Source organism: Shewanella japonica (assembly GCF_002075795.1).
GTDB classification, from domain to species: Bacteria; Pseudomonadota; Gammaproteobacteria; order Enterobacterales; family Shewanellaceae; genus Shewanella; species Shewanella japonica.
In genome coordinates, this window is sequence record NZ_CP020472.1 from 784,167 (window position 1) to 805,034 (window position 20,868).

Annotated in this window: 14 protein-coding genes; 9 read left to right on the forward strand and 5 right to left on the reverse strand. The window is 41.7% G+C overall.

Annotated elements, in window-relative coordinates:
* Position 1: 1 nt before the first annotated feature.
* The 3 genes from SJ2017_RS03430 (at position 2) to rraB (ending at position 2,159) form a co-directional block, all read left to right on the forward strand.
* Complete coding sequence (locus tag SJ2017_RS03430) at positions 2-772, forward strand: metal ABC transporter permease (RefSeq protein WP_080914874.1); 771 nt, start codon at positions 2-4, stop codon at positions 770-772.
* A gap of 296 nt (positions 773-1,068) precedes the next feature.
* Positions 1,069-1,713: a 1-acylglycerol-3-phosphate O-acyltransferase gene (locus tag SJ2017_RS03435; protein WP_156003129.1), complete on the forward strand. Its 645-nt coding sequence runs from the start codon at positions 1,069-1,071 to the stop codon at positions 1,711-1,713.
* Between the two features lie 56 nt (positions 1,714-1,769).
* Positions 1,770-2,159: a ribonuclease E inhibitor RraB gene (gene rraB, locus SJ2017_RS03440; RefSeq protein ID WP_080914875.1), complete on the forward strand. Its 390-nt coding sequence runs from the start codon at positions 1,770-1,772 to the stop codon at positions 2,157-2,159.
* Between the two features lie 155 nt (positions 2,160-2,314).
* On the opposite strand, the gene SJ2017_RS03445 is transcribed toward rraB, so the two are convergent.
* Both SJ2017_RS03445 and SJ2017_RS03450 read right to left on the reverse strand, forming a co-directional pair.
* Positions 2,315-3,280 carry a GGDEF domain-containing protein gene (locus SJ2017_RS03445; RefSeq protein WP_080914876.1) on the reverse strand — a complete coding sequence of 322 codons (966 nt, stop codon included), beginning with the start codon at positions 3,278-3,280 and terminating at the stop codon, positions 2,315-2,317.
* Positions 3,281-3,342: 62 nt separating this feature from the next.
* On the reverse strand, positions 3,343-4,338 hold the full coding sequence (locus tag SJ2017_RS03450) for a response regulator (RefSeq protein WP_055022700.1): 996 nt from the start codon (positions 4,336-4,338) through the stop codon (positions 3,343-3,345).
* Positions 4,339-4,712: 374 nt separating this feature from the next.
* On the opposite strand from SJ2017_RS03450, the gene SJ2017_RS03455 reads away from it, so the two are divergent.
* Positions 4,713-5,519, forward strand: a complete 807-nt coding sequence (locus SJ2017_RS03455) for a crotonase/enoyl-CoA hydratase family protein (RefSeq protein WP_065109775.1) — start codon at positions 4,713-4,715, stop codon at positions 5,517-5,519.
* A 146-nt stretch (positions 5,520-5,665) separates the two neighbouring features.
* Complete coding sequence (locus SJ2017_RS03460; RefSeq protein ID WP_055022698.1) at positions 5,666-6,166, forward strand: YqhA family protein; 501 nt, start codon at positions 5,666-5,668, stop codon at positions 6,164-6,166.
* A gap of 50 nt (positions 6,167-6,216) precedes the next feature.
* On the opposite strand, the gene SJ2017_RS03465 is transcribed toward SJ2017_RS03460, so the two are convergent.
* On the reverse strand, positions 6,217-7,083 hold the full coding sequence (locus SJ2017_RS03465) for a DUF3530 family protein (RefSeq protein ID WP_080914877.1): 867 nt from the start codon (positions 7,081-7,083) through the stop codon (positions 6,217-6,219).
* Between the two features lie 82 nt (positions 7,084-7,165).
* Positions 7,166-10,072, reverse strand: a complete 2,907-nt coding sequence (gene rapA / locus SJ2017_RS03470) for an RNA polymerase-associated protein RapA (RefSeq protein ID WP_080914878.1) — start codon at positions 10,070-10,072, stop codon at positions 7,166-7,168.
* A gap of 345 nt (positions 10,073-10,417) precedes the next feature.
* Here rapA and SJ2017_RS03475 point away from each other — a divergent pair, with 345 nt between their 5' ends.
* The 3 genes from SJ2017_RS03475 to SJ2017_RS03485 all read left to right on the forward strand — a co-directional run bounded on the left by SJ2017_RS03475 (position 10,418) and on the right by SJ2017_RS03485 (position 18,280).
* A complete protein-coding gene (locus SJ2017_RS03475; RefSeq protein ID WP_080914879.1) occupies positions 10,418-11,812 on the forward strand; it encodes a PhoH family protein in 1,395 nt (464 codons plus the stop codon).
* Positions 11,813-12,131: 319 nt separating this feature from the next.
* On the forward strand, positions 12,132-15,839 hold the full coding sequence (locus SJ2017_RS03480; RefSeq protein ID WP_080914880.1) for a response regulator: 3,708 nt from the start codon (positions 12,132-12,134) through the stop codon (positions 15,837-15,839).
* A gap of 62 nt (positions 15,840-15,901) precedes the next feature.
* The gene (locus tag SJ2017_RS03485) at positions 15,902-18,280 is read left to right on the forward strand and encodes a zinc-dependent metalloprotease (protein WP_080914881.1); all 2,379 of its coding nucleotides are present in this window, start codon (positions 15,902-15,904) and stop codon (positions 18,278-18,280) included.
* A gap of 69 nt (positions 18,281-18,349) precedes the next feature.
* On the opposite strand, the gene SJ2017_RS03490 is transcribed toward SJ2017_RS03485, so the two are convergent.
* Positions 18,350-20,173 (reverse strand): protein kinase domain-containing protein, encoded by a 1,824-nt coding sequence (locus SJ2017_RS03490; protein WP_080914882.1) that lies wholly within the window; start codon positions 20,171-20,173, stop codon positions 18,350-18,352.
* 304 nt (positions 20,174-20,477) lie between these two features.
* On the opposite strand from SJ2017_RS03490, the gene SJ2017_RS03495 reads away from it, so the two are divergent.
* Positions 20,478-20,828 (forward strand): hypothetical protein, encoded by a 351-nt coding sequence (locus SJ2017_RS03495; protein WP_055022691.1) that lies wholly within the window; start codon positions 20,478-20,480, stop codon positions 20,826-20,828.
* The last annotated feature ends 40 nt before the right edge of the window (positions 20,829-20,868 follow it).

Consider the following 20,868-nt stretch of genomic DNA (forward strand, 5'->3'; position numbering starts at 1 on the left):
TATGCTTGATCTCGAGCTGCTACCAATACTGCTCCCCGCATTTGTTGCGGGGATATTGGTGCTGTCTACGCATGTGGTCTTAGGTCGTCAGGTACTAAAACGTGGCATCATCTTTATTGATTTAGCCATTGCACAAGTGGCGGCTTTAGGTGCCATTGTGTCGCATATGGATCATAGATTAGAAGAGCTGCCTTTTTCTCATGTATGGATGCCTGCTTTATTTGCGTTAGCGGGGGCGGGCTTTATTGCCTGGCTTTCAAAACGTTTTGCTGATGAGCTTGAAGCTATTATTGGTTGTTTTTATGTGTTGAGTGCTGTGGCCGCGATGTTGTTATTGTCTAACGATCCTCATGGCGCAGAGCTCTTAAAACAATTAATGTCAGGGCAAATATTATGGGTTAACTGGTCGCAACTCGTATTACCAGGTGTGGTGTCTGCTGCGATATTGTTACTGGTGGTCATTAGGCCACAAGTACTTGATGGTGCAGGGTTCTACTTCTTATTTGCGATAGTGATTACCTTGTCGGTTGAATTAGTTGGCGTTTACTTAGTCTTTAGCACGCTAATTTTACCCGCCTTAGCACTGAATAAATGCCATGGTAAAGGGCAACTTGTGCTGACGTATGTGGTTGGATTTGTTGGCTACTTAGCAGGGGTTATACTCTCTGCCAGTTATGATTTGCCTAGTGGTGCCGCAATAGTGGCAGCCTTAGCGTTCAGTGCTATTACTATGCGTGTTTTATTGTCTTTTAATCAAACTAACAATGTCTGATTAAAAGCGGTTTTTGAAGCGTATAAGACTAGCGATTGAAGTCACTAAGTACAGAATTAATGGTGCGTTAATGTTAACGCACCATTCTTTTATCTGGGCTAGTGTATAATTATTTTAGCTTACAAATGTAAACTGAAATTAAACAAACCATTGAGTCCAGCTACTGTGCTGGCTATACTGTCGCCACTTTCTTCGCAGGAGTCTGCTTGTGCTGTTAATTGCTCGTTCAATTATTCTTGCAGTGTTATTAACACTGGCGTTTTTTTTTCGCAATAATCCTTTGTCTTGTTAGACCTATGCATCGTGACAATGTACATGTTATTGCACGTATTTTTGCTTCAGTTGCTCCTATTTTAGGTATCAAGGTGATCACGCGTCACGCAGCAGAAGAAAACCCTAAAGAGCCTAAAATCTATTTAGCTAATCATCAAAATAACTTTGATTTATTTACCCACACTTCTGCTGTGCCTAAAGCAACGGTGAGTTTAGGTAAGAAAAGTTTGGCTTGGATGCCGCTATTTGGACAAATTTACTGGTTATCAGGCAATATTCTTATTGACCGTAAGAACCGTCATAGTGCATTTGATACTATGGCTAAAACGGTCGAGAAAATGAAAAACAAATTATTATCTGTATGGATTTTCCCTGAGGGAACACGTTCTCGTGGACGTGGCTTGTTACCTTTTAAGGTTGGGGCTTTTCATACTGCTATCGCAGCGAAAGCTTCAATCGTACCGGTCCTTGCCTCTTGTCAAAATCACATTAAATTAAATCGTTGGAACAATGGTGTGGTGATTGTTGAGATGATGGCTCCTATGTCGACTGCAGGTGTTGATAAAGCGGATGTGAAAAAGCTATGTGCTAAGGTACATGAAGCAATGTCGGCTCGATTGGCTGAATTAAATCAAGAAGCATCTGCATTAATGGCTAAACCTCAATAGGTTTATCAAGTATAATTGACCATTAGCCGCATAATTTTTGTTAACGGAGTTACTCCATGTCTATTGAAGGTCTACTAAAAGAGCAGTTTGCTGAGAACCGTGAAATCATTCAAGCATTACTTGATGATGGCTCGCAGGCTGATGCTGAATACACGATTGAGCATCACTTTTCTTCGACTAATTTTGATCGTTTAGAAAAAGCGGCTGTTGATGCATTTAAGCTTGGCTTTGAAGTTAATGATGCTGAAGAAATGCAACTTGAAGATGGTTCGTTGATTTTCTGCTTTGACGCGATTGCAAATCATGCTTTAGAGGCTGACTTACTGGATCAAGCATGTGAGCAGCTTATGATTTTAGCTCAAAAGCAAAAAGTAGATTACGACGGTTGGGGTACATTCTTTATTGGTGATGAAGGCGAACTTGATGAAGAGTACGACGAAGAATAACGACGACTATCTTCATCGTTGATTAAATATAAATCGCTGATTAAATATAAAAAACCACTCATTTGAGTGGTTTTTTATTGTCGGCTAGTTATCTAAAGAATGGTTTCATCATTGCAGGTCAATCATTAGCGATTCAATTAATCGCTAGCGAGGTGCTAAGACTCTTCTTTAAACACTGATGTTTGGTTACGGCCATTCTCTTTAGATTGGTATAAAGCTTTATCCGCACCAGCAAGCCAGCTAGCACTGTTTTTTGTTTGTTCTGATAGCGCGTTCACCCCAATACTAATGGTGACTTTAATAATTTGGTTTTTATACACCACTTGTGATGTTTCAACTTTTTTACGTAATCGCTCCGTAAAGTACTTAGACTCATCAGCATTAGTATTAGTGAGGACAACGGCAAACTCTTCTCCGCCATAGCGGCCTGCAAAGTCTGTTTCACGCAAAGACTGTTTAAGTATATGGGCAATACTTTGAATCACTTTATCGCCCGCAGGGTGGCCGTATTTATCATTGATTTGTTTAAAGTTATCAATGTCTATCATGATCATGCTGCCACTTTCACCGTAGCGCGCATAGCGTTCATACTCTTTTTCAAAACAAGCTTGCCAATGACGACGGTTAAATAACTGGGTTAAACTGTCAGTCTGACTCAGTTTCTCCAACTGTTCGTTAGCAGATTTAAGCTGTAATTTGTTTATAGCGACATCGGTAACATCATAAATAATAATACTGATGTGAGTAATATTCCCTGTGAGTGATGCCAGAGGCAGCAAGGTGATATTTTGGTACATATGATCAGCCCGGCCTGTAATTGGACGGTAGTTTTTAAACTCGAACACATATGGACGCTGTTCCCAGCTGATAAACGAACGATTCTTTAGTAGGAAAACCGATTCCATTTTTTGGGTTAACCACTCTTTTGGCAGGTCGCTAAATGTATCAAAAAGGTTTTTACCTTTGATGCCATTTGGCGAGACTCCACTGTGGTTTTCCATGAAACCATTCCAAAGTTGGATATTGTAATTACGATCTAATACGACTAGCCCAACTTCTATGGTTTGCACCATATCAATGAGCCAGTGAAGTTCGTTCATTGCATTTTGATCAGTAGACATGAGTAACATCCAACATTGTTATTATTTTAATGACTAGCGAATATGAATCGCTAAAGTCATGATTAATCAAGTAAATAGCCCAACTTAAAATTAAGTGTTGGGATGGAATCTTCGGTGAAAAGCAACAGCAAATCGCATTGAACATTATGATCTTCAATTTGATAGTTGATTTCCATTGCTAGGGTGCGTTGCCATTTTTCCGAATTATCATGAATCAATTCATTGACTGTGCAATGTCTGCCCAATACCACTGGATGTCCTTGGCTAAATTTCATATCCAGTTGTTCTGAGATGCCATTGAGAAATGCGCCGATCAGAACATTGCCAGTATCGATTAATACTTCGACTTCATTGGCTGCATCCTGAGGATCTTTATGGCCCATGAGTTTGGCCATATCGGTAAAACTAGAGTCATGGAATAACAATAACGCTTCACCAGCCACACCTGCGCCAATAAATCCTTGGCAGAGAGCTGAAATTTTTGAGCTTTCTTCTGTAGCTTTAAGCGCCATAGTGAGCTCACTGACTTCGAGAACATTCACATTTGGAATTGGCAGCATCACGAACACATCCAATAACGTGGCCAGTAGATCCGCAGCTCGGCCCATTGCTACGTTTGCAATCTCTTGGCAGGCATCACGTAAATCAACCTCAAACATCGGCGTGTCATCAGCAGCATCTTTAAGTGCTAAGGTCAAAATGCCGTACTCTTCAAGAATATTACTGATGGCATCAGCACTGACCGGTTTTTGGATGAAATCCAAAGCACCTAATGCTTTGACTCGCTCATGAGCTTTGATTTGGATATCGCCAGATACCACGATGACGAGGGCGGGTAAGTCCTCTCGCTGAATCGCTTCTAATACCTCGTAACCATCCATGACTGGCATATTGAGATCGAGAAAGACAATTTCCCCTTTCCCAGCACGGATAACCTCAAGACCTTCCGCTCCATTAGTGGCATAGCTGATTTCAACATCCCATTCTTTTGGGAGTGTACGCGCCATTTGCTTTCTAGCTAATCCTGAATCATCGCATATCAAAATAGGAATAGTCATAGAGACAGAGGATCCTTTTACAGGGTTATTATTATTTAAGTGTAGTCGTTGCAAAAAAAGACAGTTTTCATCTCTTTAATTCCTGCAGTTCAACATGGTGATATTGCGTTGCAGTGTCTTTCTACATTGTATTAAACAATATTTTACAACTTATTGTTGAGTATTAGCATTAAAAATCGACAGAATTTTGGCGTTTATCATAAAAATGTATCATTTATGGCATTTTAAAGGCTCTATGGCGTAACGTTTGTGTACTGACGGGGGTATTTGGGGGTGGATGTAAAAATTGTTGCTTTGCTCACCTTGGTTAACTATTCGCCAAATTGCTGGTTTATGATAACTTAAGATCTGGACTGACCAGTAAAGGATGAATCATGGAGAGTAAACTCGTTACGCTAAAGATAGACAATGGCATTGCCTATGTAACGTTAAATCGGCCTGAAAAATACAATGCATTGAATATTGAGTTGTTTCAAGCAATCGATAAAACCATCAAAAAACTACATAAAAACACTGCTGTTAGGGCGGTTATTCTGTCGGGAGCTGGCGGTAATTTCAGTTCTGGTTTGGACGTTAAAAGTGTTTCAAAATCAATGATGCCCGCATTAAAACTTCTTTTTAAGTGGTTGCCAGGTAATGCAAATTTAGCTCAGCGAGTTTCTTTAGGTTGGCAGCAGCTTCCTATTCCTGTGATATGTGTCATTGAAGGGTTTTGCTATGGCGGTGGCGTGCAAATCGCATTAGGTGCAGATTTTCGATTTGCCAGTAAAGACGCTCAGCTTTCAATCATGGAATCTAAGTGGGGCTTATTACCTGATATGGCTGGACTTGCAGGGTTAAGGCAAATCATGACTAAAGACAAAGCCATGCAATTGACCTATACCGCAGATATTATCACTGCTGACAAAGCGCTTGAATTTGGTTTAGTCACAGAGGTGCATGATAAACCGCTAGAGATGGCGACACGTTATGCAGAAAAGCTAATGCAGCGTTCGCCAGATACTAATGCGGCTATTAAGCTGAGTATCAATAAGAACTGGTCGGGGACGTTACGCAGTTTATTGAGCCGAGAGTCATTGAGTCAGATTCGATTACTTTTAGGTAAGAATCGTTTGATTGCCAGTCATCGTGAAATTAAGCAGTCAGGTAAACCCTATCAAGATAGGCAGTCGGGTTGGTAAATTCCAAGTCTCATACTGTGTACTAGATTAAGTCGATTATTTACTTCACTATCATAGAGTAACAATTCTCAAATGATGGGTGCCGACGGAACTAAAAGCTTGCTATTATCAGCGCCAAAATTGATTGTGCAACTTGAGATTGTCTTATGCGTGAAACGTTTGAAAAATTGTTATGGAGCAGCCGATTATCAGTGATGGTTGGCGTGCTTGCTTGTGTTGTCGGGGCGCTGGTTATCTTTACTGTAGGGATCAAGGATGTGGTGCATTTATTGGCACTGCTTTGGAGTTACATCGTTTCTGGCAGCCACGAAATAAGAAACGACATTATTATGGTCGTGGTTGAGATTTTAGATACTTTCTTACTCGGCGCTGTCATGCTTATTTTTGCTTTTGGTCTGTATGAGTTGTTTATCAGTGATTTAAAAAATGCCGATGACACCAAAAGCGGTGGCCGCATTTTAGTGATTAGCAGCATTGATTCGCTCAAAAGTAAGCTAGGTAAAGTGATTTTGATGATGCTTATCATCAAGGTGTTTTCTTATTTTACTGAAATGAAGCCTCAGTCGATGCTCGACTTACTCTACATGGGAATTATTGTGGTGTTAGTCGCACTGTCTTTGATGTTGAGTAAAGATAAAAAAGACTAACCTCGCCAAGTGTTAGATTGCTGGTTATTGGCCAATAGTTATTGAAACTGTCAGTAACCAGCAATTTTTCTCGCAAAGCCTTCAATATGATCTAACGCTTCATCCCAGCCACCTTGATGGCTCAAATCTAATTGTAATAAATACTGTCGATATAAATTTGCTGATTTAACTAAATTACTATTTTTACGCTCTATGCTTTGCGCTAATGCGGCCTTATGTCCGTTAGCCGATTGCAAGTCCAATACGGGAATGTCTAACCCTGCTAGTTGCTTGGCAATACTCAAGCCTCGGTTTTGTTCATCAATCAATTGTTCAAATTCGCGATAAGGATTAATGATAACGAGCAAGTCAGGTTTAGTTAATATATCTTGATGAAGTAGATTAACGACCATACCCGCACTATCATCTGCTGCGATAATAATCCGTTTCCCAGGGTATTGCGCAGCCACTCCTTCTATCTGAGCAATAGATTCTTCAATCACTTTTTGTTGGAAATTATTGAGCTCTAATAACTGACTGGAGGTGTACTTAGGCGTCATTTGATGCGCATCAAGCGTTAGCTGCTTTTCACCTGCCTTGTTAATTTGATCTGCATCAGTTGCGAAATTAGGACGATATAAGCCTTCGGTTGGCTTGATGCTGATTGTTGCCCAGCCTGAGAGTGGTAATTGCAAGCGCATATAACGGCTGCTTTCCAGTCCTGTAGCGTCTGATTCAGTTGGCCCAAGAATGATAGCGCTGCCACGCTGTTTTCTGCCTTGCCAAGGCTTAACTATGACATCAATGGGTTTATCTTGAACAATGATTTGCTGCTTTTGCTCGTCACTGACGGGGGCGAATAATGACTCGGCAAAGGTATTCGTGCCAATGCTGAAAGTGAGGATGAAGGTAAATAGGATCTGCTTGATGAGTGTCATTGCCGCTTTCTTACCGGTTGGATGAAAATCGCCTACAAAAAAGCCCTGAAGTTCAGGGCTTTTGCTTCATCTATGCAGTGTATTATACGTGACTGACTAATACCATTCTAATTGCGTCTAGCTGGAATTGGCTGTCGTCAATATAGCTGTTTAACTCAGCCATTTGATTACGGATATAATCGAGTTCAGAATCGCGAATATTTGGATTCACCGCTTTTAAAGACTCTAAACGGGTGAGCTCGCCATTTAATTGTGTGGTCATTTTTTCACGAGCTTGCTCAACCAAGTTGGCTAATGCTGCCTGTGCTTGCTCTTCCCCTTTTGCTAATAGCGGGTGAAGAATAGGCTGAGATGCATTAACGAGCTTGCTGGCAATATGGCGATTAACAGCACTGAGTTGTTTATCAAAGCTACTGTAGTCGACTTTTTCTGCCAAGTTTTGACCATTTTTGTCCAGTAACACACGGATAGGTGTTGGTGGCATATAGCGGTATAGCTGCGATGATTTAGGGGCTGAAACATCTGCCATATAAATCAATTCTAAGAACAGGGTTCCCGCTGGTAGCGCTTTATTCTTTAACACCGCAACACTGGTAGTGCCGGTTTCTGAATCGGTGATCATATCAAGAGCCGTTTGCACTAATGGATGCTCTTGAGAAATAAACGCAATATCGTCACGAGAAAGTGCGGTTTCACGGTCAAATGTCACTGAAATTCCATCTTCAGGTAACCCAGGATATGACGGGAATAACATGTGCTCACTCGGGCGCAATACAATCGAGTTTTCGCCACGATCTTCTTGATCGACACCAATAATGTCCCATAAACGAATTACAGAACCAATTAAGTGAGTATCAGCATCTCGCTCGGCTAAACGCTCCACTAACTGTTTTGATTGTTCGCCACCATGAGAGTTAATTTCTAATAACTTATCACGTCCTTTTTCCATGGCTTGTTTAAGCTCTTGGTATCTGGCTTGGGTGTGGTTAAGCAGTTGCGTCATTAATTCAGGGTCATCATCATTGAGCACTGCTGTTAATTCATCGGCAAACTCTGAATAAAGAATATGCCCACTTGGGCAAGTCAGCTCAAAAGAATTAAGCCCTTGGTGGTACCAATTCATTAAGCGCTCTTGCGCAGTATCTTGCAAATACGGTAAATGAATTTGGATATCATTTTGCTGACCGATACGGTCTAAACGACCGATACGCTGCTCCAATAAATCTGGGTTTAGTGGCAAATCAAATAACACTAAGTGGCTAGCAAATTGGAAGTTACGTCCTTCTGAGCCAATTTCTGAACAAATAAGCGCTTGGGCGCCGCCTTCTTCTTGGGCAAAATACGCACCCGCTTTATCACGTTCAATAATCGACATGCCTTCATGGAAAACAGTGGCCTGAATACCTTCACGAGTACGTAATGCTTCCTCAAGGCTCAGCGCAGTTTCTGCTTGGCTGGCAATGATGAGTACTTTTTTGCTGCGGTGTTCTTTAAGGAAATCAATTAACCAGTCAACACGAGGATCGAACTTCCACCAACTTGCACTATCAGTTTCAAATGCTTGATAAAGTTTCTCAGGGCTTAATGATTGCTTAGCTTGATCTTGTGGTGATTTTTTCGATCCCATCATTGCATTAACACGTTCAGCAGTAATGTATTCCTGCGGCATGGCTAATGGTTGCGGATTGAAAAAGCGTTTCGGAAATCCGCTGACTGAAGCACGGCTATTGCGGTATAAAATACGGCCAGTACCATGTCGGTCGAGTAATTCTTGTAATAACTCTTCTCGAGCAGATTGTTTAGTATCATCTTCAATATCATCTGCTTGGATAATATTGATGCTTGGCATGATATCTTTTTCACTCAAAAGCTCAGTTAAGCTATTAATGGCGCTATCGGCCAGTTTAGTGTTGGCGGTCAGTGCTTCAGCAGCTTCAGCAACACTTTGATAGCTTTTCTCTTCTTCTAGAAATGCGTTGTAGTCGTAGAAACGATCAGGATCGAGTAAACGTAAACGTGCAAAATGACTTTGGTGGCCAAGTTGATCAGGGGTTGCAGTAAGTAGCAATACGCCTGGCACTTCTTCACTTAAGGCTTCAACGATTTGATAAGCACGGCTTGGAGCTGTTTCGCTCCACTCCAGATGATGTGCCTCATCAACCACCATTAAATCCCAATCGGCATCAATGGCTTGTTCTAAACGACGTTTTTTACGAAGTAACTCAAGTGAGCATATGACTAATTGCTCAGTGTAAAATGGGTTGTCATTATCCGCATAAGCTTCAACACAGCGGTCTTCATCAAAGATTGAAAACTTTAAGTTAAAGCGGCGTAGCATTTCGACCAACCACTGATGGCGTAATGTGTCAGGCACAATCACTAATATACGCTCAGCACGGCCAGTAAGTAGCTGCTGGTGAATAATCAAACCTGCTTCAATGGTTTTACCTAAACCCACTTCATCGGCCAGTAAAACACGTGGAGCATAGCGGCGGCCAACTTCATGAGCAATCCATTGTTGGTGTGGAATTAAGCCTACCCGTGGTCCTTGTTGCCCCAATAAATCAGATGTTGCTAACTTATGGCGCAGTAACTGACTTTGGTAACGCATACCAAAGCGGTCTAAGCGATCAATTTGCCCTGCAAATAAACGGTCTTGAGGTTTATTAAAACGGATATTGTGATTGAGTAAAGTCTCACGTAAACGTACCGTTTCTTCAGATTCACTGTGGATACCGATATAGGTAACTAGCCCATCTTTTTCTTCGACTTCGCTGACAGTGAGTTTCCAGCCTTCGTGGCTTTCAATTGAGTCACCTGGATTAAAGATTACACGTGTTAATGGTGCTTCATCGCGTGAAAAAAGACGGTTCTCATCGGCGGCAGGAAATAACACTGTTACCATGCGACCTTCAACGGCGACGACAGTACCTAAACCAAGCTCTGACTCGGTATCACTAATCCAACGTTGACCTAAAGCAAACGGCATTTTTGACTCTCATTTGGGGCTGATTAAAACAAAGGGCGCGTATGTTATAACAAACGCTAGTAGATTTAAATTCTAGCAGCGATTTAAATATTCATGATCGGCAATTTTATGTAATCAAGGCTAACTTTGACACAGTTCTGTCATCTCAATGTCATCTTCTTTCTCGTAAACTGACACAGTGAACATCTGATTAACTATTGAGCGTCGATAAATTTACTGGCATAGTTTAATTGTGCAATTTACGAAATTGTTTACCTATAATTATATGTAAGTTTATTTATTTCAGGAGTTTATATTGGATTAATCCCTTAGTTTACCCTTTGCATTGAGCACTCTGGAGGCGCCATGGAACATGACAACAGAAAGTTGTTTGTACTGGATACCAATGTGTTACTGCATGAACCTTTAGCGATATATTCGTTTAAGGAACATGACGTAACAATCCCAATGACAGTGTTAGAAGAGTTAGATAATATTAAGGACAGAAAGCACGATATCAGCCGCGATGCCCGGGTTGCTATTAGAGCGTTAGAAGATATCCTCGGAGGGAAAACCTCTCCAGAACAAATACTCAATGGTGTCGCTCTACCCAGTAGGGAAGGACACTCTGATGTATCCGGCAGTTTATCCATTTTCCCCGACCATCAAATCGATTTCACCACCGGGACGTTACCTGGCGACAATAACGATAACCGCATCATTAATACCGCACTACATTTACAAAACCTCAATCAAGCTCGCCAAGTTGTGTTGGTCACAAAAGATATCAATATGCGCCTTAAAGCCAAAGGGGCGGGGATTGAACGGGTTGAAGATTATCGAACTGACCAGCTGATTGACGATATTCGCTTTTTGGCAAAAGGTTTTTATCAGTTTGACGGTGACTTTTGGGCGAACGTGGAAAAAGTATCAACTGACCGAGTGGGTGGGAAAACCTTGCATCAAGTGAGCCTTGATGAGGTGGGTAATGAACCTTTTTACAAAAATCAGTACTTAATTGATCAAGAAACTGAGTTTTGTGGCAAGGTCGAAAGCCGAACTGATACTCATTTATCGATAATCGATTATGGCCGAGATCGACTTGAGCACCTGCAAGCATGGGGCATTAAGCCAAAGAACATTTATCAAGGCATGGCGCTTAATGCTTTATTAGATCCTGAGATTGATTTAGTGATTCTCACCGGTCCAGCTGGTTGCGGTAAAACCCTAATTGCTATGGCTGCAGCGCTTGAGCTTGTGGTAGAGAAAAAGCAATACGAAAAAGTCATTGTCACTCGAAACACGCCTGAGATAGCTGAATCTATTGGTTTTTTACCTGGCACCGAAGAAGAGAAAATGGCGCCATGGTTAGCGGCAATTACAGATACTTTGGAAGTGCTGCATAAAAATGATGTTAACCCAACTGGGAGCATGAATTACATCATGGAAAAAGCGAATGTGCAGTTTAAGTCAGTCAATTTTATGCGTGGGCGCTCAATTCAAAACTCAGTAGTCTTATTGGATGAATGCCAAAATCTAACGGCATCACAAATTAAAACCATGATCACCCGTATGGGAGAAGGCACTAAGTTGATTTGCTGCGGTAACTTAGCGCAGATTGACTCAACTTATCTGACTGCAGTCACGTCAGGGCTAACCTATATTGTGGAACGATTTAAGGATTTTGATGGCAGTGCCAACATTTATTTAAATGGTGTCGTGCGCTCAAGGTTAGCTGAATTTGCCGAGGAGCATTTATAGCTAATTGGCTTGATGAAGCATAATTAGGTCTGTTGCAAAAGCTACTGCAAAGTGGCTTTTTTATTGCGCCGATATTGAGCGATAACAATATTGAAAATTCCTTGTCTATTTGACTAAATGACCATGAATCTATGATGATAATTTGCTATGTTTTAGAGGCAGTTAATAAACACGATAAAATGACACAATTTATAACGATTGATGCAGGTTATTTATGTGATAAAGCATACCTTCCTGATAATATGCATCAATGAGCCATCATAGCGTTTCTCCTTATGTCTTTTATTAATCGACGCTATGAGTAAACAAAGGGATTTCAATGAAATCGACAGAGCCAGAATTACATTTAAAAGCACTGATCCAAAGAAAATATAACCGAGCCGTTTTTTATACATATATCGGTGTAATTGTGATGGCATTATTGTCGGCTTGGACGTTATTTGAACGCCAAAAAACACAATTGATCAAAGAGCGTGAAGAGCAAGTTCTTCGCCATGTATTGCAGATTGATTTATTACTCGAGTCGAGTATCCGTGCGGTTAAAAGCTTACGTAACGTGGCTGTCGATAATTTACGCTTGGGGGAGCTAGTTCGAAAAGACCGTTTACCTCAGTATGAAAAGTTCAATGAAGATGGTCAGTTTTTTACTCTAGAACCCAGTTATGCTCAAAGTGGTGAACCTTTTACCAATGTGGGACGGATCACTGGTATGGGGTCGTTAGATGGTCGAAGTGACACCTTTTATCAAGAATTAGAAATGCTGTTTGAGCTGTCATTATCTTTTCCGGTAGCGAAAGAAGCTGCGCCAAAAGCCTCATCTATTTATTACATTTCAAAGCAAAGGATCATGTCATCGTTTCCATGGTCTAACAACGAAACTCGCTTTAGAGAAGAGCTACTCAATAAAAAGCAATTCCAGTTGGCGACGCCAGCAATGAATCCACAGCGAAGTGTATTTTGGCGTGAAGCCTATGTAGACCTTGCTGAACGTGGTCTATTAACCACACTTGGTCTACCAGTGTATTTAGAAGATGACTTTATTGGCTCGATTAACTTGGATATGACCCTTGCGTCTTTAGCCAAGCAAATGCGCATGTATTTTAAGATGCCTGGGACAGTGATTCTATTAGACCAATACAACAATATTTTGTCTCACAGTGACTTTGAAGCTAGCGATATGAATCGGGTTTATCATATTAGCCAACGTATTCCTTCAGAGCTGCATTCCTTACCTGAGTCAGAACTGTTTGACGCACATGATGGTATCTTGCGAAACGGCTATTACATTCACTCAGTGGCATTACAAAATCCACCTTGGCGTTTACTGTACCTACAAGATGAAGATGTATTGTTCCAAGATGCGTGGGATAAGTTAAAGCTGACTTTCTTGCTAGTGGTTTTGGCTTTATCTGTGTTGGTGACTATTGTGCATTGGCAAACTCGCCGTTCATTCGTCAATCCAGCATCCCGCTTATTAACTCACTTAGAAGAGTGCTCACGCGATCCGATTTCACCGCCAAAGAAAATCACTGAAGGTTGGGAGCCTTGGTTCTTACTCGTTAGCCGTATTTTTGAAGAGAACAAGCAATATACCCGTCATTTGGCAGAGCAAAATAAACGATTGGATAACTTAGTGGCACGACGGACTCAACGTTTGCGTGATACTACAGAGCGACGTGAACGAGAGTTTGCATTATTGCGCTCTTTGATTGACTCCATTCCTGAGGCAATCGTTTATAAAGATAAAGAAGGTAAATATTTAGGCTGTAATAAATCTGCTGAGTATATGCTGGGCTGTAAAGAAAGCGAGATGATAGGGCAATACTCTTTAGCTAGCACCCATGAACAAGGGGAGCGGATCAGAGAGGAAGACCAAAAAGTCTTAAGTGATCGCTCACTGTTACGTTACCAAGAGAAAATGGACATTGGCGGGAAAACCGTCTTGCTCGATACCTTAAAACTGCCGTTTTATAACCGCCGTGGTGAGTTACTGGGGTTGATTTCTGTGTGGCGTGATGTCACTCGTGAATATGAATCTGCCGAGCAATTACGTCTTTCTGAAGAACGTTATCATTTAGCGATGGATGCGGTAGAAGATGGTCTGTGGGATTGGTACTTAGATTCTGAACAATTGATTTGTAATCCAGCGTTTTATTCTATGCTAGGTTATAAACCTAATGAATTCCCTGCACTTATTTCATCAACCGATGCACTCATTCATCCAGATGATCGTATGCGAGTTGAAGAGTACCGAAGTGGCTATGCTAAACAGCCAATTGGCACTTATGAAATTGAATATCGTATGCGGGCTAAATCGGGTGAATACCATTGGGTGTTATCACGAGGCCGAGCTGTTGAGTTTGCCGATGACGGCCAATCCAAACGTATGCTCGGCACCCATAAAGATATTACACGACAAAAAAGTAATGAAGTTGCCTTGCTAGAAGCTAAGCAAGATGCTGAATTAGCTAATATGTATAAGAGTGAATTCTTGGCCAACATGAGTCACGAAATTCGCACACCGATGAATGCAATTATTGGTATGTTGCAGCTTGCACAGCGCACTCAATTGAATCCGCAGCAACAGGATTATCTTAATAAGGCAGGTTTCTCTGCTCAGTCTTTATTGCGCATTATCAATGATATTTTGGACTTCTCTAAAATTGAGGCGGGTAAGCTAGAGCTCGAAAGAGTGTCGTTCCCGTTAGATAAAGTGCTTGATCATGTCATTGATATGAACGCTCAAAAAGCGCAAGAAAAAGGCGTTGAGCTGTTACTTTATGCACCAGTCACAGCTGGACTTATCCTCAATGGTGACCCATTACGTTTGGGCCAAGTGTTGGTGAACTTATTATCCAATGCGGTTAAGTTCACTCAAAATGGTGAAATTGAATTAGGTTGCGAAGATGTGGGTGAGCGAGACCACCGTATAACACTTAAATTCTGGGTGCGTGATACTGGTATTGGGATTAGCCAAGAGCAACAAGCTAAATTATTTGATGCTTTCTCGCAAGCTGATGGTTCTACCACCCGTAAATATGGCGGCACAGGCTTAGGCTTATCGATCAGTAAACACCTTGTGTCCTTGATGGGCGGTACCATGCAAGTGGAATCAGAGACCAATCAAGGCAGCACCTTTAGTTTTAATATTAGCTTTGAAATCGCTGAAGAGAATGTCGTTGAACCGCTCGTTGTTCCTGAACAACTGAATAACCTAACAACCTTAGTAGTGGATGATAATCCTAGCGCTTTACAAATATATTCAACAGTAATGCGTGACTTTAGCTTTGGTGTCAAAACAGCACAAAGTGGCGCAGAGGCATTAGAAGTATTAGCTCACAGTGACGTCGATTTATTGCTACTTGACTGGATGATGCCAGAAATGGATGGCGCAGATGTTATCGATATTATTGATGAAATGGTTGCTGATGGACGCCTTAAAAAACGTCCGGTGATTATTCTAATGACCGCCTATTCAGCTGAGCCACTTGAGGCTGAGTTTGATGAAAGCCGTGTATTTGCTATTTTGCAAAAGCCGTTTAAAGCGTCAGCCTTATTCGATGAGATTATTGGCGCATTTGCTGCCGAACCTAAATTGAATGTGGCGCCTGTCGTTGAAGAAGATCCTGAGCAAACCAAAGATGCTGGTTTAGTCTTATTAGTTGAAGATAATTTTATTAACCAGCAGGTTGCGACTGAGCTATTAAAAAGTGCAGGTTATGAAGTCGTGATGGCCGATAATGGTCAAATTGCGTTAGATATTATCGACAGTAAACCATTTGATGCCGTATTAATGGATATTCAAATGCCTGTAATGGATGGATTAACTGCGGCGAAAGAGCTGAGAAAACGCTTTAGCACCGAGCAGCTTCCTATTATTGCGATGACGGCTCATGCAATGTCAGGTGATAGAGAGAAGAGTCTACAAGCGGGCATGAACGCTCATATTACTAAGCCAATTGTGCTTAATGAGTTGTTTGATACCTTAGAACATTGGATTGATTATAAAAATAAACATAGCGCCTAGTAAGGTTAACGGCTCAAGACGAGCCGTTAAATTTGGCTGACTGACATAATGGAGAATGTTAAATGAACCGTCACAGCATTGCACTTGCATTGGCATTAAGTGCCATCCCCGTTATCGCATATGCGGCAACACCTGCCCAAACTGTGATTAAGCAAAGTGAAAAAGCGACCGGATTTATTAATTTCTATTATCAAAGTCAGTCTGGTGAATTGTATTTAGAGGCCAATAAACTTAACCAGCCATTTTTACTCATCACAAGCTTGCCACATGGTGTTGGTTCTAATGACATTGGCTTAGACCGTGGTCAACTTGGCGAAACTCGTATGGTTCAGTTTGAGCGTCAAGGTCCGTACATTTTATTAAAGCAATTAAATACTTTTTATAGAGCAAGCAGTGATAACCCTGCTGAGCAATTAGCGGTAAAAGAAGCCTTTGCAGAATCTGTATTATGGCGGGGTAAAGTGGTCGAAGGTAAAACGCCACTTGTGGCCGTTAATCAATTAGTGCTAAACGATCTTCATGGTGTGGGCCAGCGGTTAGCTGACACCAAACAAGGTAGCTATAATCTTGATAGTTCACGTTCTGTCATTTTACCTGAAGGGGTGAAGTCCTTCGAAAAAAATGCTGATGTTGATGTGTTACTGACTTTTAATAGTAGCAAGCCAGGCGAGCAAGTGAGACAAGTTACGCCTGATGGCAAGTTTGTATCAGTTAGGATGCGCTATTCGTTTGTAGCATTACCAGAGCCGGGCTATCAGCCTCGAGCTTATGAGCCGATGAGTGGTTACCTTTCGGGTGAATATTATGATTACTCAGCCCCAATAGACTCACCTGTCAGTAAACAATATCTACTGAGACATCGTTTAGAAAAGGTCACGCCTGGTATTGAACCAAGTGAAGTGATTAAACCAATAACCTATTATCTTGACCCTGGTGTACCAGAACCTATCCGCACTGCATTATTGGATGGTGCTCGTTGGTGGGAGGATGCATTCACTGCTGCTGGATTTATTGATGGCTTCAAAGTGGAAATGTTACCAGAGGATGCAGATCCTCAAGATATTCGCTATAACATGATCCAATGGGTGCATAGAGCAACAAGAGGCTGGTCTTATGGTGCATCCATTAAAGATCCTCGCACAGGTGAAATTATCAAAGGTCATGTGACCTTAGGTAGTTTGCGAGTAAAACAAGATCATTTAATTGCCAGAGGATTAACCGCAGGCTGGGAAGATAGAGATGCAGCTAAACAAGCATCGATGAACCTAGCATTGGCACGTATTCGCCAGTTATCAGCTCATGAGATTGGCCATACCATCGGGCTTGACCATAACTTTGCAGCTTCTACGAATGATAATGCCTCTGTCATGGATTACCCTCATCCGAAGGCGACGTTAAATGGCGACAAAATTGATATCTCAGCGCCTTATTCTGAAGGAATAGGGGAGTGGGATAAGTTTACCATTGCCTACGGTTACGGCAATGAAGCGAATTTAACAGAGTTGGTTCGCCAAGCTAGAACACAAGGTCTACGTTATATTGGAGAAGCTGATTCCCGTTCACCGGCTTCAAGCCATGCCTATGCGAGCTTATGGGACAATGGTGCATCTGCAGCAGATGAGCTTACTCGCTTAGAGCAAGTTCGTAGAGTGGCTATTGAGCAATTTAATGCTCAAGCACTGCTTAGCGAGCAACCTTTAGGTGAGCTAAGTGACGTGTTTGTGCCAGTATACTTTATGACTCGATACCAAATTGATGCCGCTGCTAAATGGATTGGCGGCAGTGATTATAGTTATCAACAGCAAGGCTCTGCTGAGCGATGGCATTATTTGTCGCCTAAATTACAACGCAGTGCATTAGATGCTTTATTGAATGTTATCTCAGCCCAAAGTTTGTCTGTACCTTCTGAGATTACCGATATCTTGGTGCCTAAAGCGGGTAACTATCGTAAGACTCGTGAAAGTTTCGATTCTGGTTTAGGCGTGCTGACTGATCCGATAGGTATGGCAGAAGTCTTAAGTCGACAAATTGCTAACCGTTTATTGGCTCCAGAGCGTTTAAATAGGGTTAATCAAGGGTTTATGACTGACTCAGAGCAATTATCAGTGGTGAACCTAGTCGATAAATTATTAGCGAAAACGGTATATCAAGATCTGCAGCGAGGCCAGTTATTAGCGGTACAAATGCGCGTTAATACTGTCGTGTTAGACGAAATTCTTGCTAGCTATCACCATGAAAAAACGGCCCCTGAGGTTAAAGCGCAATTGCTTGCAAGGCTGCAATATGTTGAAAAACAGTTGAAACGTCGTAGTAACCGAGCAAGTAATTATCAAGCTGCTCATTTTGACTGGCTTCTACAAGCGGTGGCTAAAGGCATCGCTTCAAACGAGTTTAGGTTTATTGAATCACCGCTTAACATGCCGCCTGGTTCACCTATCTAACATGCGAACGACCAAAAAGCCCAACGAACATCGTTGGGCTTTGTAATTTTCTAAGGTGCTTTATGGCGTCTAATTTTGAGCTGGACTTAACGCTGCTTGTTTTGGGTTTTTAGGATAAAAGTGGTCACTTTTACGATCGATATGTGAAAACTGACGAGTATTTTTATAAGGCAGCTTCATAAATCCTGATACGCCATGGCCTTGTATCTTAGTGGCGTGATGTAAAATACGATCTAAAGATGCCCTAAATGCAGCTTGCTTACGTGGGTTTAGTAAACGTAAATAGCTATGGATCTTTAAGTGATTGGGTAAGGCTTCAAAAATAATGCAGCCAGTATGATGAATTTGGTTGATCCAGCCCAGTTCAGTCATGATTTCGGTTGGCAGTTCTAAGTTTTCTTCAGGGTCTTTACCGTCTTCAAAGTAGGAGTGTAACCGTGAGCGACCTTCTGAGGCAGGAACATCTCCCACTTCGAAGCTTAGCTGGGCATCATTCACCATTTGATAGGGTTCTGATGCATGTTGGCGTTCAAGGTGTAAGGTATCCTTTGCGTTAAAAAAGCAGGCTTTAAACACCCCTATTCGTTTAATTCCCCTCGCCAAAGTCACCATATTATTGACTGCTTTAATGAGCACATCTTTGGTTTCAGGATCATAAATCGCAAGGTTTGAATCAATATATACACCACTCTTTCGCCAATGAATAGCCAGCCCGCCAACAATGGGATATTGAGCTAATTTTCCAACGGCAGCGACAAACCCTTTTTCTGTATCGCCCATGCCAGCGAGGAAGTTACGGTAATATTTTTCAAGCTGCACATCGTCCATTTTAGCGATGGGATCTTGAGTGTTATGCTCTTTAAGGAATGACTTCCTTGAGCTGTAACTTACCGTCTCTACTTGTTTTTGTTTAGGTAATACCCACAACGGAATGTCTTCATGTACCGGGTGGGTGGTAATGTTTGGTAGATGCATACGATGGTTATGCCGCATACTTTTTAAAAAGTAGTCGCCCGCAAGGTTGCGTCGCTCAAGATCGTCACTCAACATGCCATCCAAAGTGCGGGCAAGCTCAATGGGTAAACCAAGGCTACTGGCAGGAATCACTTTGCTTCCAAAGCGGCTAATCTGCCCTGATGCCAACGCATAAAGCGTTGCGGTAACACCCTGCTCATCAAAGCGTGGGCTGGAAAGAGCACCATTTAGCTGCTCCTCTCCGATAAAGTACACATCGCCCATTCTGGCGTTCGTGTGCTGTTGGTCGTTGGACATCAAAGACATCACATTATTTTCAACGGAATTATTGTTCTCATCACGCTGAGCAAAGACAGCAGAGCCCCAATCAATAAGCGATAAATGATCGTTTTTAATGTCATACACTAAATTAGACGGTTTAATGTCGCCGTGAACTAAGCATTTTCCGGTGCGAAGGTAATACAAGAGGTTGGCTAATTGACGGGCGATGCTGACAATCATCGCAACCGGTAACACCCCCATTCGGTGACATATTTTATCTAAATCTTCTCCTTGAGCGCGCTCCATGACCATGATGCCTTGCTTACCGACTCGCTCAAACTTTATCGCATTAGGCACATTAGGGTGCATGAGTTGACTGAGCATGAAGGCTTCTTCTTCAAGCCTATCCTGCACACTACGCGGAAGGGTAATTCGGGAGAACTTAAATACATGCGATTCACCAATATCGTTTGTACCAGCAAACACAAACCCATAAGCTCCTTTCCCGATAAATTCGATATCAGCATAACCAAGTTTACTTAACTGCTGATTACATAATCTTATCCAAGCACGGTGCTTTCGAGTATCTTCTGCTTTTAATAAATAAACCGATTGTTCTTCATTAATATAAAAGTGCTGTAGCTGAGGTGTTTGCAAACGCTGCTCCTATTATTACACCCATTGTTATTCATCGAGTGCTTGCTACATCAACGCATATTTCGAATTGTCAGGCAAGTCTTGTGCTTGCATTTAAGGTGTTTTTTGCAGAGCAAGTTCAATGCAGAAACCAGTTTGATTTCAAATAAAATACGGTAAATGACAAGTTGTTCAGCAAAAACGAATGAAACTGCCTAGCTTAAATATTGGGAGTTGTAAACTTTGACGTGAATCAAGTTGTTTTGGGCTATACACAGGTACTATTTAAGTGAATCAACGGATTCGGGTTAATCAAGGAGGGCTTATGCCTAACATTAAAAAAGCTGACTTAATTCCACTGTTTTCTTTTCCACGCCAGCGTATTTTACAGTCAATGGAAGTGACTCACTGTCCTCATGCGGTGTTTTACAATGCCAGCGATGAACAATGTACGACTTGCCATCAAGGAGAAGAGTGCATATGGATGAATCACAATGATGAACTAGTTGCGATTGAAAAAAAATCCGTTGATGAACTGAAACAACAGCTACTGATTGCAGTCGATTTTATTGACTCAAATTTAAGTCCACATCATTTATCACGTCGCAACTGTCAATGTGATAACTGTAAATGGCTTAAAAAGGTGCAACAAGTTCTAGATGGTGAAGGGCAGTAAGCTTGCTGTGTTGGCGAGTTGAGTCAATAACATGAGTAAG

Bases quoted from the DNA above. Each gene is read 5' to 3' on its own strand.
- SJ2017_RS03480 (WP_080914880.1), top strand. From the start codon at position 12,132: ATGAAATCGACAGAGCCAGAATTACATTTAAAAGCACTGATCCAAAGA.
- SJ2017_RS03450 (WP_055022700.1), bottom strand. From the start codon at position 4,338: ATGACTATTCCTATTTTGATATGCGATGATTCAGGATTAGCTAGAAAG.
- SJ2017_RS03465 (WP_080914877.1), bottom strand. From the start codon at position 7,083: ATGACACTCATCAAGCAGATCCTATTTACCTTCATCCTCACTTTCAGC.
- SJ2017_RS03495 (WP_055022691.1), top strand. From the start codon at position 20,478: ATGCCTAACATTAAAAAAGCTGACTTAATTCCACTGTTTTCTTTTCCA.
- SJ2017_RS03430 (WP_080914874.1), top strand. From the start codon at position 2: ATGCTTGATCTCGAGCTGCTACCAATACTGCTCCCCGCATTTGTTGCG.
- SJ2017_RS03435 (WP_156003129.1), top strand. From the start codon at position 1,069: ATGCATCGTGACAATGTACATGTTATTGCACGTATTTTTGCTTCAGTT.
- rapA (WP_080914878.1), bottom strand. From the start codon at position 10,072: ATGCCGTTTGCTTTAGGTCAACGTTGGATTAGTGATACCGAGTCAGAG.
- SJ2017_RS03445 (WP_080914876.1), bottom strand. From the start codon at position 3,280: ATGTCTACTGATCAAAATGCAATGAACGAACTTCACTGGCTCATTGAT.
- SJ2017_RS03485 (WP_080914881.1), top strand. From the start codon at position 15,902: ATGAACCGTCACAGCATTGCACTTGCATTGGCATTAAGTGCCATCCCC.
- SJ2017_RS03460 (WP_055022698.1), top strand. From the start codon at position 5,666: ATGCGTGAAACGTTTGAAAAATTGTTATGGAGCAGCCGATTATCAGTG.
- SJ2017_RS03475 (WP_080914879.1), top strand. From the start codon at position 10,418: ATGGAACATGACAACAGAAAGTTGTTTGTACTGGATACCAATGTGTTA.
- rraB (WP_080914875.1), top strand. From the start codon at position 1,770: ATGTCTATTGAAGGTCTACTAAAAGAGCAGTTTGCTGAGAACCGTGAA.
- SJ2017_RS03455 (WP_065109775.1), top strand. From the start codon at position 4,713: ATGGAGAGTAAACTCGTTACGCTAAAGATAGACAATGGCATTGCCTAT.